Origin of the sequence: Chitinophaga oryziterrae (genome assembly GCF_009758125.1) — a bacterium.
Classification (GTDB): Bacteria; Bacteroidota; Bacteroidia; order Chitinophagales; family Chitinophagaceae; genus Chitinophaga; species Chitinophaga oryziterrae.
In genome coordinates this window covers 727,308-741,669 of record NZ_WRXO01000002.1, presented here as the reverse complement: position 1 = coordinate 741,669, position 14,362 = coordinate 727,308, and the positions used below count along the sequence as shown (strand labels likewise).

General features: G+C 45.0%; 13 protein-coding genes. 4 read left to right on the top strand and 9 right to left on the bottom strand.

Annotated features, from left to right (window positions below; translation table 11 throughout):
• Positions 1–127 precede the first annotated feature (127 nt).
• Complete coding sequence (locus GO495_RS10675) at positions 128–2,404, top strand: aconitate hydratase (RefSeq protein WP_157299664.1); 2,277 nt, start codon at positions 128–130, stop codon at positions 2,402–2,404.
• A gap of 121 nt (positions 2,405–2,525) precedes the next feature.
• Here the strand turns inward: GO495_RS10675 and GO495_RS10670 are convergent, their stop codons facing one another.
• The gene (locus GO495_RS10670) at positions 2,526–3,608 is read right to left on the bottom strand and encodes a DUF4421 domain-containing protein (protein WP_157299663.1); all 1,083 of its coding nucleotides are present in this window, start codon (positions 3,606–3,608) and stop codon (positions 2,526–2,528) included.
• A gap of 57 nt (positions 3,609–3,665) precedes the next feature.
• Positions 3,666–4,157: a metallophosphoesterase family protein gene (locus GO495_RS10665; RefSeq protein WP_157299662.1), complete on the bottom strand. Its 492-nt coding sequence runs from the start codon at positions 4,155–4,157 to the stop codon at positions 3,666–3,668.
• Between the two features lie 80 nt (positions 4,158–4,237).
• On the opposite strand from GO495_RS10665, the gene purU reads away from it, so the two are divergent.
• Positions 4,238–5,101 (top strand): formyltetrahydrofolate deformylase, encoded by an 864-nt coding sequence (purU, locus tag GO495_RS10660; protein ID WP_157299661.1) that lies wholly within the window; start codon positions 4,238–4,240, stop codon positions 5,099–5,101.
• 39 nt (positions 5,102–5,140) lie between these two features.
• Here the strand turns inward: purU and GO495_RS10655 are convergent, their stop codons facing one another.
• Complete coding sequence (locus GO495_RS10655; protein ID WP_157299660.1) at positions 5,141–5,746, bottom strand: hypothetical protein; 606 nt, start codon at positions 5,744–5,746, stop codon at positions 5,141–5,143.
• Between the two features lie 258 nt (positions 5,747–6,004).
• Here GO495_RS10655 and GO495_RS10650 point away from each other — a divergent pair, with 258 nt between their 5' ends.
• Positions 6,005–6,853 carry a hypothetical protein gene (locus GO495_RS10650; RefSeq protein WP_157299659.1) on the top strand — a complete coding sequence of 283 codons (849 nt, stop codon included), beginning with the start codon at positions 6,005–6,007 and terminating at the stop codon, positions 6,851–6,853.
• A gap of 71 nt (positions 6,854–6,924) precedes the next feature.
• Here GO495_RS10650 and hutG read toward each other — a convergent pair whose 3' ends face one another.
• The 6 genes from hutG to GO495_RS10620 all read right to left on the bottom strand — a co-directional run bounded on the left by hutG (position 6,925) and on the right by GO495_RS10620 (position 13,352).
• Positions 6,925–7,917: a formimidoylglutamase gene (gene hutG / locus GO495_RS10645; protein WP_157299658.1), complete on the bottom strand. Its 993-nt coding sequence runs from the start codon at positions 7,915–7,917 to the stop codon at positions 6,925–6,927.
• A gap of 40 nt (positions 7,918–7,957) precedes the next feature.
• Complete coding sequence (gene hutI / locus GO495_RS10640) at positions 7,958–9,175, bottom strand: imidazolonepropionase (RefSeq protein WP_157299657.1); 1,218 nt, start codon at positions 9,173–9,175, stop codon at positions 7,958–7,960.
• Entirely contained in the window at positions 9,172–10,842 is a 1,671-nt protein-coding gene (gene hutU, locus GO495_RS10635; RefSeq protein ID WP_157299656.1) for a urocanate hydratase, read from the bottom strand. Before hutU ends, hutI begins: the two co-directional genes overlap by 4 nt.
• Complete coding sequence (gene hutH, locus GO495_RS10630; RefSeq protein ID WP_157299655.1) at positions 10,820–12,388, bottom strand: histidine ammonia-lyase; 1,569 nt, start codon at positions 12,386–12,388, stop codon at positions 10,820–10,822. Before hutH ends, hutU begins: the two co-directional genes overlap by 23 nt.
• 7 nt (positions 12,389–12,395) lie before the next feature.
• Positions 12,396–12,881 (bottom strand): MarR family winged helix-turn-helix transcriptional regulator, encoded by a 486-nt coding sequence (locus tag GO495_RS10625; protein WP_157299654.1) that lies wholly within the window; start codon positions 12,879–12,881, stop codon positions 12,396–12,398.
• Between the two features lie 81 nt (positions 12,882–12,962).
• Positions 12,963–13,352, bottom strand: coding sequence for an SET domain-containing protein (locus GO495_RS10620; RefSeq protein ID WP_157299653.1), 390 nt, complete (start codon positions 13,350–13,352; stop codon positions 12,963–12,965).
• A gap of 95 nt (positions 13,353–13,447) precedes the next feature.
• Here GO495_RS10620 and GO495_RS10615 point away from each other — a divergent pair, with 95 nt between their 5' ends.
• Positions 13,448–14,314, top strand: coding sequence for a bestrophin family protein (locus tag GO495_RS10615; protein WP_157299652.1), 867 nt, complete (start codon positions 13,448–13,450; stop codon positions 14,312–14,314).
• The last annotated feature ends 48 nt before the right edge of the window (positions 14,315–14,362 follow it).

The following is a 14,362-nucleotide window of genomic DNA, read 5'->3' as shown; positions in this document are numbered from 1 at the left end:
ATGGTATGAGACTTGTGGAAAGCTGCCGGTTTAGTGTTTATTGACAACCGCCTACATATCTTTTAAAAACTTGTTGTTTTTAATTAATTTTGCGGTGCATTTTCTAACCGGTCTTAAATTAATTTTCATGGTGTTTGATATTGAAATGATTAAAAAAGTGTATGCGGCTCTGCCGGGTAAGGTGGAAGCTACCCGTAAAATGCTGGGACGCCCGCTGACACTGTCTGAGAAGATCTTATATGCTCACTTATTTTCGGCCACTACTACGGCTTTCGAGCGCGGAAAGTCTTATGTGGAGTTTGCACCGGATCGCGTAGCGATGCAGGATGCGACTGCGCAGATGGCTCTGTTACAGTTCATGACATGCGGACGCGACCAGGTAGCTGTTCCTTCTACCGTACACTGTGATCACCTCATTCAAGCCAAGACAGGCGCTACTGAAGACCTGGCAACGGCAATAGACACCAACAGGGAAGTATACGACTTCCTGTCTTCTATCTCTAATAAATATGGTATCGGTTTCTGGAAACCAGGTGCTGGTATCATTCACCAGGTAGTATTGGAAAACTATGCTTTCCCTGGTGGTATGATGATTGGTACTGACTCTCACACTCCAAATGCAGGCGGTTTAGGTATGCTGGCAATCGGTGTTGGCGGTGCTGACGCTGTGGACGTAATGGCAGGATTAGCCTGGGAACTGAAAATGCCCAAACTGATAGGTGTAAAGCTGACTGGTAAACTGAGTGGCTGGGTTTCTCCTAAAGATGTAATTCTGAAAGTAGCCGGCGTACTGACCGTTAAGGGCGGTACCGGTTGCATTGTTGAATATTTTGGTGAAGGTGCTGATAGCCTGAGTGCTACCGGTAAAGGAACCATCTGTAACATGGGTGCGGAAATAGGTGCTACCTGTTCTGTATTCGGTTACGACAGCAAAATTGCTGATTATCTGAAGGCTACTGAACGTGCTGAAATAGCTTCCCTGGCTGATGGTGTGAGAGAACACCTGCGTCCGGACGCTGAAGTATATGCAGATCCTACCAAATATTACGACCAGGTTATCGAAATCGACCTGAACGAGCTGGAACCACATGTAAATGGTCCGTTCACGCCGGATTTAGCATGGCCTATCTCTAAATTTGCACAGGCTGTAAAGGAAAATAACTGGCCTGAGAAGCTGGACGTAGCCCTGATCGGGTCCTGCACCAACTCTTCTTACGAAGATATCTCCCGTGCAGCATCCCTGGCAAAACAGGCTGTCGACAAGAATCTGCCTGTAAAAGCTGAATACACTATCACTCCGGGTTCTGAGCTGGTCCGTTTTACCATCGAAAGAGACGGATTCCTGAATACATTTGAACAGATCGGCGGTGTGGTACTGGCTAATGCCTGCGGTCCATGTATCGGTCAATGGGCACGTCATATAGACGACCCTAACCGTAAGAACTCTATCATCACCTCTTTCAACCGTAACTTTGCCAAGAGAAATGATGGTCTGGCTGCTACACATGCTTTCGTAGCTTCTCCGGAGATCGTAACGGCGCTGGCTATTGCCGGTGATCTTACCTTCAACCCGTTGACGGACAAACTGAAAAACAAAGACGGTAAGGAAGTTATGCTGGATGAACCATCCGGTTATGAACTGCCAATAAAAGGTTTCTCTGTAGATGATCCTGGTTACCAGGCACCTGCAGAAGATGGTAAAGGCGTTGAGGTACTGGTATCTCCTACCAGCGACCGTTTACAACTGCTGGCTCCGTTCCCGGCATGGGAAGGTACTGATCTGAAAGGGTTGAAACTGCTGATCAAAGCGAAAGGTAAATGTACTACTGACCATATCTCTATGGCAGGTCCATGGTTGAAATACCGTGGTCACCTGGATAACATTTCCAACAACATGCTGATTGGCGCTATCAATGCGTTCAACGATAAAACTGATACAGTTAAGAACGAAATCACCGGTGAATATGGTGCCGTACCAGCTACTGCCCGTGCATACAAAGCTGCTGGTGCAGGTTCTGTTGTAATAGGTGATGAGAACTATGGTGAAGGCTCCAGCCGCGAACATGCTGCGATGGAACCACGTCACTTAGGTGTTCGCGCGATCCTCGTTAAATCTTTTGCACGTATCCACGAAACCAACCTGAAGAAACAAGGTATGCTGGGTCTTACCTTTGCCAACAAGGATGATTACGATAAGATACAGGAAGATGATACTCTGGATATCGTAGGTCTGACTTCTTTCACTCCTGGTGTAGGTCTTACCGTTATTGCAAATCACAAAGACGGTAGCAAGGATGAGATTCCGGTAAACCATACTTACAATGAACAGCAGATACAGTGGTTCAAAGCAGGTGGTGCGCTGAATGTGATCCGTGCTGAAGCTGCGAAGAATAAGAAAGCTTAGTCTGAATTGATTTTTATAGTACCCCGTCCTGGTTTACCCCGGGACGGGATTTTTTTTTCTACAAACACCTGTCATGTTTTGCTATAACATGGAATTTATACAGAAACCGATTGGATGGTATTTAGAATAATTTCTTCTTCAGTTTAAATCTTCTTGCTACACTGATCCTTAAGTCCCCTGCTCCTATCCTCTGATAAGTATCAGGTACAGGGGAGTTACTGCGTGTAGTAAAGTTCATATAGTGAATGCCCGCGAAGTAGCGTTTGGAGTTATATCCTATTGAAATACGTTCCGTATTATTCAGTTGTAATCCGAATTTACCAATCTTGTTATCTGTGCGGGTTAAGCTCAGGCTGCTGTAATTAGTCCCTATACTGCCGGTAAGAGACAGCGTAAGAAAGAAGTGTCTTTTATATACAAATGTATATGCATATCCAGCACTGGCAGCCAGGCTAACAATACCTGTGCGGTCAAAACGCTGGTTATTAAAGAAATCGTCTTTGGCAAGTTTACCGGGGATAATAGACGAATCTCCCCTCATCCTTACACCAAACAACTCTGCTCCGATGAGGAGTGAACCGGCACTTTTCTTCTGGTAATCATTTTGCAGGTAAGCTGCCCGGTAAGAGAACTTACTGTCGTTAAATATATATTGTACCCCCAGTCCCAGTGTGAGATTATGGATATCCGGCCTCACAGGTACTTTGGTCTCTGGTGTAAGCGCATTTAATCCATTCAATAATCCTTTGGAGCTGGAGATATAATATCCGTTGTAAAACTGTCCGTAAAAATCTATCACCATTTTACGTGCATAAAAATGGCTCTGCAGATCCAGTCCTCTCGTTTTACCATACTTATCCTCCTTATTAATGAAGGGCAGGTTAAAGGCAATGTTAATACCCAAAAACTTATAATTGACGCCAAAACCAATGTTAAAAGGGGTATTAGGGCGGTATAATACCTCCTGGTTCCTCTTATGGTCCACGATATCGTAATAGTTATATTTCCGGCTACCGAAAATCCGGAAGGTGATATCCTTTGTATGATCTTCTATGTAGCTGGAATCGTTATCTGTCTGGAACCATCTGATGGCTTTCTCTACAGCAGGGTGAGTATTTTCCGGCAGGGATATATCCTGCACCTGACCCAAAGCTGAAAAGTATAGACACAGGCATCCCGACAATAAAGTGAGCCATTCCCTCATGTGCAACAGTTGTAGATAAGTAATATGCAAATAATGTGCGGATAGCCTGACCCGTTATTATTTAGGCAATTCAATGACTTCCAGATGGCTGATATTCCCCTCAGACAACTCAAAACGTAACAGTGTTTTTACTTTATGCCAGCCCTGCTGGCCACATGCCCCCGGATTCATATGTAATAACTTTAGTGCAGGGTCCGGCATTACTTTCAGAATATGGGAATGCCCGCAAATAAACAGTTTGGGGGTATTCTTCAACAACATTTCCCGGATGCCGGGAGCATATTTGCCCGGATACCCGCCGATATGCGTGATAAACACTCCCACTCCTTCTACATTAAAAGATAAATGCTCCGGATAGCGTACCCGCAGATCTGCTCCATCTATATTACCGAATACCGCCCTGAAAGGCTTGAATGCTTCGAGCTGGTCTGCCAGCTCTATGTTCCCTATATCCCCTGCATGCCATACCTCGTCCACTTTATCAAAATATTTAAATACCTGCGGATGCAGATAACTATGCGTGTCCGACATCAATCCAATCTTCTTCATATTGCAATATATAACCAAATGTAAAATAATAAAAAGCTGCCTACATTTAGTTATTTTACAAACGAATATATCCCTGTTTTATGCAAACTGATATTACCGGCAGGTTATTGATCTGCTGTCCCGACCGGCCGGGTATTGTTGCCGGTGTATCCCAGTTCCTTTATAACTGCGGTGCAAATATTCTGGATGCCAGTCAGCATAGTACTGATCCCCGCGAAGGGCTGTTCTTTATGCGCATGGTATTTCAGCTGGAAAAAGCAGACATCACCCGTGAGCAGCTGGAAAAAGATTTCCAGGAGAAAGTAGCAGGACCATTGAAAATGGACTGGCATATCGATTATACGGACCATAGGAAACAGATGGCCATCATGGTATCAAAATATGATCATTGCCTGATGGAATTGTTGTTAAGATGGAGAAGCGGGGAATTACCGGTGGATATTCCTTTAGTGATTTCCAATCATAAAGAATTACAGCAACTGACAGAAGATTTCGGTATTCCTTTTCATTATTTACCGGTAGATGCGGGTAACAAAGCTGAGCGCGAACAGGAAGCGATCCGGTTAATTAAAAATGTTAATGCTGATTTCATTGTACTGGCGCGTTACATGCAGATCCTCTCTCCTGCTTTTGTAAGTGTTTTTCCACAGAAGATCATCAACATACATCATTCTTTCTTACCTGCTTTTGCAGGCGCGAATCCTTACAAGAATGCCTATACACGCGGGGTGAAACTGATTGGTGCCACAGCGCATTATGTAACGAATGATCTGGACGAAGGACCGATCATCGATCAGGATGTGGCACGTGTGAGCCATAAACATGCGGTGAGTGATCTGGTAATGCTGGGAAGGGATATTGAACGCCAGGTATTAACAAGGGCGGTAGTAGCGCATATTGAGGATAGAGTGATCGTTCATGGTAATAAGACAATCGTATTTTAAAAAGAAAGCCTGATGTTGATCAACATCAGGCTTTTATATTTAGTCGTTTTTCTTTCTGATAAACTTACCCAGGCCTTTACCTGCTGTTGCGTAAGACTCTCTGATACGAACGCCGGTATCGTAATCATAACCGCCGAAAGTTCTGCCAGGACAATCATCTACGGTCAGTTTAGCTATTACTGCTTTAGTAGCTGAATCGATGATCCATGCTTCGCCATCAATAGAGGCATTTTTACGGGAAATCACGATATTGTAACCTGGTTCTACGAATTTGGTTTTAAATATCAGGGTGTATTTGGCCGTAGGGAAATCACCGGATTTAATATCGCCACTGTTCTCTGTAAACAGTGTATTAAACTGTGGTTCAAACCTTTCTTTACGGTCAGCTTTCCAGGCTTTCTCCCAGGCATCGCCTTTTCCTGGTTCTTTTTTGTTGTACTCTGCTTTCTTTTTGTCGATATAATCCTGTTCGTTGGCAAATTTACCCACGGCAACATGATCATACTCAAATACGGTGTTAATTTCTGTTTGTCCCTTGAGAGCTGCTACATCGCCCTCTATTAACCTAACTTTTTGTGCGTCTGCAGTGACAGACATACATGCTGCGATTGTAAGTGCTACAGCAGATTTGAGGATTAATCTCATGATATATAGTTTATTTGACAAATATAACTATCAGATCCATATTCCGTGCATATTTGTAAAGATTTGCGGAAACTACGCAACGGTACTGAAGAAAAATTTTATAACCCTGCATAATTGAATTTACTATTTTCTTACATTCGCTATGCTAAAATATTAGAGTAGCCACAGTAAGTTATATTCAGGGCTGCTTTTGTTACCCAGTTATCATTTTCTCCCCTAAGCTTAAGACGTTTATTTATTAATCATTTATCTGAATAAATGGAAGTAGAAGCTATTGATCAAAAGCAGGGGAACAGGTATGACAGGATAGTCAAGGAGAATATGGAATCCGTGTTACCCGTCATTATTAAAGATGTGTTGGAATTAGATATTACATCCAGTGAAGAAATTCCGGATGATCTGCAGCATACGAAAGAAAGAAAACCGGATGTATTGAAGAAAGTAACAGACCGGAATAATCGGACGTTTGTGCTGCATCTGGAATGGCAGTCTCAGAATGAGAAGGACATGGTATATCGTATGGCAGAATATGCGTTGATGATACAACGTAAATACCGTATGCCTGTAGAGCAATATGTTATTTTTATAGGTAGAGGTGGTGTCACCATGTCCAGAACTATTAACTATAAAAATTTCAAATACAGATATCACATTATAGCATTAAAAGATGTTGATTATAAATTTTTCCTAAAATCAGATAGTCCTGCAATAAAAGTATTTTCAATTTTAGCTAACTTCGGAAAAGATGATGAAGAAGTAGCAGTGAAAAATATTGTAGAGGAGGTAGAAATGTCTGTTGGCGGGCCTTTAGAAAGGGGGCTTTATTTTAATCAGCTACGGGTCTTAGCGAAATTACATAATCTAAATGTTAAGCTAAATTTAAACAAAATGATATTCACGGACGCATTTATTATCGATAACGACGAACACCCGGAAATAGATCCGTATTTTAGGATAGGAGAAGTTAGAGGAGAAGTTAGAGGAATAGCTATTGGAAAGGTTGAGCAACAGAAGCAGATCGCCAGCAAGATGAAAACATTAGGACTTGAGTTAGCATTAATTTCTAAAGTAACAGATCTTTCTGTTGAAGAAGTAGAGACCCTTTAGTGCTTAGATAATGATCCGTTATTTACAATCTTTTTGACTGTAAGTAACAGATCATTATCTGAGGATGGTATTTAGTTTACAACTTCGAATAACAGCGCGGCTCCAAGTTTCGCGGTACGGTTATCGATATCAAATTCAGGATTCAGTTCTGCGATATCGAGCCCTGCGAGCTTTCCGCTTTGTAACAGCGTGCGGTAACATTCCAGGAAAAGGCCATCGGGTCTGATACCGTTATAAGCAGTAGCACTGACACCAGGAGCAAATGCAGCAGCGAAAACGTCGAGGTCTATGGTGAGGTAGATCTGATCTGCTTCTTTGATGAATTGTGAGATAGCTGCTTGTAGTAAAGTACGGTCCTGTAAGTGGAAAGCGTCTGCATCTACGTACTGTGCATCCAGTTCTCCGGCGATACGGAAGAGTTGTTGTGTGTTGCTGTTTGTCTGGATACCTAATGCGAGATAATGGAAAGGGCGCTCCAGCTCTTTGCAGTATTCTGCAAGCTGCCAGAAGCCTGTACCGGAAGTACTTCCTTCCTCTCCGGGAATTCTTAAATCGAAATGTGCATCTATATTTAGCAAGCCTAATTTTTCAACTGATTTGTTGATATGCAGATGTGCATATAATGCCTGTGCATGCCCATATGTGATCTCATGCCCACCACCTAACAGTATAGGCAGATAGCCCGCCTTTTTTATGGCCAGCACAACTCCGCATAATAGTTCATGTGCAGGTTCTAATGCCTGCTCATAACAAACTACATCTCCCGCATCTATCAATACTAATTGCTTAATATCAAAATGAACAGGAAAGTTTGAACAGGCATTCCTTAATGCTGCAGGTCCGGTAGCTGCACCTGTACGTCCTTTGTTACGCCTCACGCCTTCGTCAGATGCAAAGCCTAAAAAAACGAACCCCTTCTGACCAGGGTGTAAGACCGGGAACTTCTCCCCTGCTAATACATTTACGGGTATTATGTGCTGATGCCAGCGAAGTGTTTCCTCATCGGTTCCATCTACCCGCCCCGTCCATGCCTCAGGTGATTTATAAAAATTCGTTGTACTCATTAATGTATGTTAGGATAACTGTAAAGTTAACTGCAATCTTCTATATCTTCTCTCCATTCTTCCACACTGCTGATGGTTTCATCTTACCCTGGTAGTATAAGATGTCCCTGTAATCATCACATGGATACATCTGCATATCAGCGTCAAAGCCTGGTGCCAGCTGACCGGTATGCGTCAGTTGCAGCGCTTTCGCAGCACGGAATGTAAGACCCGCAAATACTTCTGCAGCAGATAACTTTTCTGCGGCACTCATTACTGCGGCTTGTAATAATAAGTCTCCCATAGGCGCAGAACCTGGATTCCAGTCGCTGGCGATAGCCACGCATGCCCCTGCATCCAACAACCTGCGGGCAGGTGCATAAGGCATGCCTAAGCCCAAGGAAGCACCTGGCAGTACTACAGCCGCAATGTCTGCAGCTGCCAATCCTGCTACAGAGTTGATATCACTGGCTTCCAGGTGATCAGCAGATACAGCGCCTGCTTCTATAGCTACTATGGCCCCACCACAGGTGAACTGATCTGCATGTACAGTAGCTGCAAAACCCAATGCTTTTGCCTGTAGTAAAAAAGGTAAGGCTTGTGCAGCAGAGAAGGCAGTTTCCTCTATGAAGATATCTACACGTTGCGTAAGATCTTTTACTTCCGGCAATAAGACGTTGATGATCCAGTTGAGATATGTTTCTTCTGTACCTTCAAAATCCTTAGGAAGCATATGTGCGGCCAGGCAGGTAGGTATCAATGTAGCCTTCGTTTGTAACCCTGCCAGTCTGATAGCCTGTAACATTTTCAGCTCATCTTCGAGGTTTAATCCGTAACCACTTTTTACTTCTATGGTGGTTACGCCTTCCTGTAAATGACGGTTAGCTCTTGCTACCGTGTTTTTAGTAAGGGTATCGATAGTGGCGGTACGTGTTTTGGTAACAGAGTCCCATATGCCACCACCTGCACGGGCGATTTCCAAATAACTTTTGCCGGCGATGCGCATCGCATAATCACGGCTGCGGTTTCCGTCAAAGCAGATATGTGTATGGCAGTCTATGAACCCCGGCAATAGTACTGCCGGAGTGTTAATATGTGTGATATTACTTTGCGGGTATTGTTGTTGCAGGGTATTAAAATCTGCTATGGTAATGATTTTACCATTGTCTGTAACTATACCGCCATTCGTTATTACCGGTAATTGTTCATCGCGCAGCGCCCCTTTTACAGGTAATCCTGAGAGAGGTAATATCTGGGAAAACGGGCCAGTCAGGTTCATAGGTCTAAATTAAATTGCTTTGCTACATCCTGTGCTTTCTCATATCCTGCATCTGCATGACGGAAAATCCCTAAAGCAGGATCATTGTATAATACTCTTTGTAAACAAGCTGCCGCGCGGTCTGTACCATCTGCCAGTACTACCATTCCTGCATGCTGGGAATATCCCATCCCTACGCCGCCGCCGTGGTGAAAAGATACCCAGGTAGCTCCACCACCGGTATTAGCCATAAGGTTGAGTAAAGGCCAGTCGGATACGGCGTCAGAGCCATCCTTCATCGCCTCTGTTTCCCGATTGGGAGAAGCGACAGAGCCACAGTCCAGGTGATCACGACCTATAACAATAGGTGCTTTTACTTTGCCCGTTCTTACGAGTTCATTAAAGATGAGCCCTGCTTTTTCACGCTCTCCCATACCCAGCCAGCAGATACGTGCCGGCAGCCCCTGGAAGGCCACCTGTTTCTGTGCTTTCTGTAACCAGTTGATAAGTGGTTTGTTCTCCGGGAAAGCGTCCATTAACGCCTGATCTGTGGTATAGATATCCTGTGGATCTCCGGAGAGCGCTACCCAGCGGAAAGGGCCTTTTCCTTCGCAGAATAAAGGGCGGATATATGCAGGTGTGAAGCCGGGGAAATTGAAAGCGTTTGCCTCTCCCCCTTGTTTAGCGAATTCCCGCAGGTTATTGCCATAATCAAAAGTAACAGCTCCTTTCAGTTGTAATGCCAGCATATAGCCTACATGACGGGCCATGCTTTTTAATGATAATTGTTTGTAAGCATCTGCATCTGATTTACGAAGCGCAGCTGCTTCCTCTAAGGACAGTCCGTTAGGGATGTATCCGTTGAGAGGATCATGTGCGGATGTCTGGTCTGTTAGTATATCAGGGATGATATTATCTTCCAGTAATCTTTTTAATAAATCTCCCGCATCACTCACTAATCCTATGGAAAGCGCCTGTCCTTTAGCTTTGGCGTCCATTGCCCAGGTGATCGCTTCCTCATAGGAATGCGTCATGCGATCTATGTAGCGGGTAGCCAGTCTTTTCCGGATACGGGTTTCATCCACGTCTGCACCGAGGAACACAGCGCCTGCCATGGTAGCCGCTAATGGCTGTGCGCCCCCCATACCGCCTAAACCGGCAGTGACTAACAAACGACCATTAAGATTTCCTCCGAAGTGCTGATTACCGCATTCCACAAAGGTTTCGTAAGTGCCTTGTAAGATACCTTGTGTACCTATGTAAATCCAGCTGCCTGCTGTCATCTGTCCGTACATCATCAGGCCCTTTGCACGTAACTCATTGAAGTGTTCCCAGGTGGCCCATTTAGGCACCAGGTTACTATTGGCCAGCATTACACGTGGCGCCTGCGGATGTGTACGGACAACGCCTACCGGCTTGCCCGACTGTACCAGTAAGGAATGATCTTCATCCAGTTCCAGCAATATTTCTATGATCTTTTGTAATGCTTCCCTGTTACGGGCTGCCTGGCCAATACCACCATATACGACCAGTTCATCCGGGTTCTCCGCCACTTCATCGTCCAGGTTATTCAGGAGCATACGCAGGGGGGCTTCCGTCTGCCATGAGCGGGCATGTAATTGCGGGCCACGGGGAGCTTTGTAATGCGGGTGTGCCGCATATGTTTTAATAAAGTCCGAACTGGTCATGATAAATACCGTTTAGTGATAAGTGATTGTCGGTAGCCGCGTTATTGGCTACATTAACTAAAGACTGATTGGTGATGAGTGTATGCAGGTGTTGAATATCGTACGCGAAGATCCTGTCTTTTGTAGCGAAGGAAACTGTTTCGCGCACAAAGCTATGCACGGTTTCCAGCACAGGACCGGATGTAAGCGGACGGCGAAAATCCACAGCCTGAGCAGCATACAGCAGTTCTATCGCAAGAATATATTCCAGGTTGTCTATCACCTGGTGCAGTTTACGACCACTGATAGATCCCATAGAGACATGGTCTTCCTGCCCCAGAGAAGTAGGAATGCTGTCTGCACTGGCGGGGAAACACAAGGTTTTATTTTCGGTCACCAATGCCGCTGTGGTGTATTGTGGAATCATAAAACCGGAGTTGAGCCCTGCGTTTTCTATGAGCAGTTTGGGCAGGCCATACCGCCCTTCAATCATCATATAACAACGCCTGTCTGAGATATTACCCAGTTCTGCAGCCGCCACAGTAGCGTAATCGAGTGGAATAGCCAGCGGCTGGCCGTGGAAATTACCACCACTGATAGTATCCTCAGCGCTGAAGATAATAGGGTTATCAGTAACAGCGTTCAGTTCAATGGTAGTGAGTTCATGCAGGTGTAACCAGGCCGTACGGGAAGCGCCATGCACCTGTGGCATACAGCGTAAAGAGTAAGGGTCCTGTACACGGTCACAGTCAGCATGCGCAGCCATGATACCTGAATTCTCCAGCATTGTTTTAAGGCGGTGAGCCACCAGCTGACTACCGGGATAAGGGCGTATAGCGTGTAAGCGCGGATCGAAAGGACGGGCAGTACCCATTAATCCTTCTAATGATAAAGCCCCTATAATATCTGCAGCTTCCAGCAGGTTATGAAAACGTTGCAATGCTGTTACTGCAAAGGAAAGAATAAACTGCGTACCATTGATGAGTGCCAGTCCTTCTTTAGGGCCGAGTATAACCGGTACAATACCCTCTGCCTGCATCATAGCAGAAGTATGCACACGTTGTCCTTTGTACCACACCTCTCCTAATCCTATCAATGGCAGGAACAGGTGTGATAAGGGCGCCAGGTCGCCGGACGCCCCCACAGAGCCTTTCTCCGGCACTACCGGTGTAATGTTATGTTCTATATGCCAGATGATACGGTCTACCGTAGCAGGCGCCACACCGGAATACCCTTGAGCCAGTGCATGCACTTTAGTGATCAGCATTACGCGGGCTACTGTTAGCGGGATAGGATTTCCCACGCCTACGCTATGGCTCTGCAGGATGTTGTATTGCAGGGTGCGGGTGTCTTCTTCGGAGATCTTGGTATCGCACAAAGGGCCAAAGCCGGTGTTGATACCGTATACCGTGCTATGCTTAGCGACGATCTCCTGTACATAGGCACGGCTGGCAGCAATACGTGCTGCCACTTCGGGGATGATGACCCCACGTAAGCGGCCCGCGGCAATATCAAGCGCTTTGACTACTGTGAGCTGATCAATGCCGTAATTGAATTGGTGTATCATTATACAATCAGTTTTTCATTGAAGAAAGAATACGTGTGGACAATGGCTGCTGCTGAACGGCTTTCTCCACCTGTGTGATGGCTTCCAGCAACTGTTTGCTCTGACGCTGTGTTTCTGTAAGTGCTGTCATGGCCAGGGTGATGGCCTCCCATACAGGCTGTACTTCCTGTAATAACGACTCTCCTTTGCCGGTAAGCATTACCAGCTGCCGGCGTCCATCATCGGGGCAGGGAGCTGTTTCTACCAGTCCTTTCTTTTTAAGGCCGGTTACCAGCTGACTGACCGCAGAATGCGATACTTCCAGTTGTTCGGCGATATCAGTTAAGGGGATGTTCTGTTGTCTGGACAGGATATAGAATACAGGGAACCAGCTGGCATCAAAGGCAATACCTGATTGCTCATAGACTTTATTTACTTCCATCAGGAAGTATTCACTTAACCGCCTTAACCGGCTGCCAAATACCAGGTATCCCAGGGAAGAATAAAAACTCATAACGCAGGGTATTAAATTATATAAGCACTTACATAATTTAATACAATAATAAGGAATTTCTCAATTCCTTCAATTTTTGGTTTATTTTTTACGGACGTCGAACCAAACGGGGGATGTGTCTGTGACTTCGCCGTTGTAGTTGATACTGAGTTCCTCTCCCTTTTTAATTTCTTTACGGGTAATGATACTCATGGTTTCTTCATCAAAGTCCATTTCATACTCGCAATTAGGATCGTAAGCATGGTTGTAGATGGAACAAAAACCGAGTGCGATACAGGAGCGTGTTTCGCGTACACCCCAAAGGAAGATGTAGTTGTGCAACTTGGTCGTATCCACCGTTTGTGTGTCATCGTAAGATAGAACCAGTACAGGTGAGGTTTCTATGCGGGTACCTGCAGGAATGTTTTCTCTTGTGAATACCCCCCGGCCCTTGCCTTTTGTGTGATCTACGTATAAATATGGTTTGATCATAATTTTATAATACAAAGCGTAAAATAAAGGTAAAGCAGGAAGTTATCAAAATCAGGCATAAAAATTTTAGGTTTGCGGAAATGTAATTACGAAATATGATCGATTATAACCCAAAAGCCTGGTTTACTTTCATCTTCCGGTTTCACAAAGGAGATACCGTGCGCAAGCTATCTCCCATGTTCCTGGGCCTCTCTATCTATTCCGCTGCTGTAGCGTATATAGAGATGGATTTCTTTAAGCTGAAGGCCGACAGTGAACTGAAAAACATAGTGATAGTACACACTCTGCTGGGTTTTGTTATATCAATGCTGCTCGTATTCCGTACCAATACCGCCTATGACCGCTGGTGGGAAGGGCGCAAACATTGGGGCGCCCTCGTGAACAACAGCCGTAACCTGGCCATCAAGTTAAGCGCTATGCTACCTGCCAACACCACCTCCAGAGAATACTTCAGGTTAATGGTCCCTAATTATGCATTTGCCCTGAAGAACCATCTGCGGATGAACTTTATTGGCGGTGAACTGGAAACGGTACCCGGTTTTACAGTAGATACCACCAAACATGTGCCTAACCAGATTGCGGCACATATACTGGCACATATACACGAACTGTACCGCCAGCAACAGATCTCCGGAGAACAACTGCTCTCCGTCAACCATGAATTACAAGCCTTTACCGATATATGTGGCGCCTGTGAACGTATCAGGAACACCCCTATCCCGTTTTCGTACAGCGTTTTCATTAAGAAATTCATTTTCTTTTATGTGATGACCCTGCCCCTTGGTTATGTGTTCACTGTCGGTTACCTGATCATACCCGTAGTCGTATTCGTTTTTTATGTATTGGCCAGTCTTGAGCTGATCGCAGAAGAAATCGAGGACCCTTTTGGTTTTGATGCCAACGACCTTCCTACAGACACCATTTCAGCCAACATACGCAAACATGTGGCAGAGATATTGTAATGTAGCACCTCAACTTTGTTTAATTTCGCTCACTGACAGCCTTTTGGA

Coding starts and splice junctions, on each gene's coding strand:
- GO495_RS10625 (WP_157299654.1), bottom strand. CDS start 12,881: ATGAGTTTTTATTCTTCCCTGGGATACCTGGTATTTGGCAGCCGGTTA.
- hutH (WP_157299655.1), bottom strand. CDS start 12,388: ATGATACACCAATTCAATTACGGCATTGATCAGCTCACAGTAGTCAAA.
- GO495_RS10650 (WP_157299659.1), top strand. CDS start 6,005: ATGGAAGTAGAAGCTATTGATCAAAAGCAGGGGAACAGGTATGACAGG.
- GO495_RS10620 (WP_157299653.1), bottom strand. CDS start 13,352: ATGATCAAACCATATTTATACGTAGATCACACAAAAGGCAAGGGCCGG.
- purU (WP_157299661.1), top strand. CDS start 4,238: ATGCAAACTGATATTACCGGCAGGTTATTGATCTGCTGTCCCGACCGG.
- GO495_RS10615 (WP_157299652.1), top strand. CDS start 13,448: ATGATCGATTATAACCCAAAAGCCTGGTTTACTTTCATCTTCCGGTTT.
- GO495_RS10675 (WP_157299664.1), top strand. CDS start 128: ATGGTGTTTGATATTGAAATGATTAAAAAAGTGTATGCGGCTCTGCCG.
- hutI (WP_157299657.1), bottom strand. CDS start 9,175: ATGAACCTGACTGGCCCGTTTTCCCAGATATTACCTCTCTCAGGATTA.
- GO495_RS10665 (WP_157299662.1), bottom strand. CDS start 4,157: ATGAAGAAGATTGGATTGATGTCGGACACGCATAGTTATCTGCATCCG.
- GO495_RS10670 (WP_157299663.1), bottom strand. CDS start 3,608: ATGAGGGAATGGCTCACTTTATTGTCGGGATGCCTGTGTCTATACTTT.
- hutU (WP_157299656.1), bottom strand. CDS start 10,842: ATGACCAGTTCGGACTTTATTAAAACATATGCGGCACACCCGCATTAC.
- hutG (WP_157299658.1), bottom strand. CDS start 7,917: ATGAGTACAACGAATTTTTATAAATCACCTGAGGCATGGACGGGGCGG.
- GO495_RS10655 (WP_157299660.1), bottom strand. CDS start 5,746: ATGAGATTAATCCTCAAATCTGCTGTAGCACTTACAATCGCAGCATGT.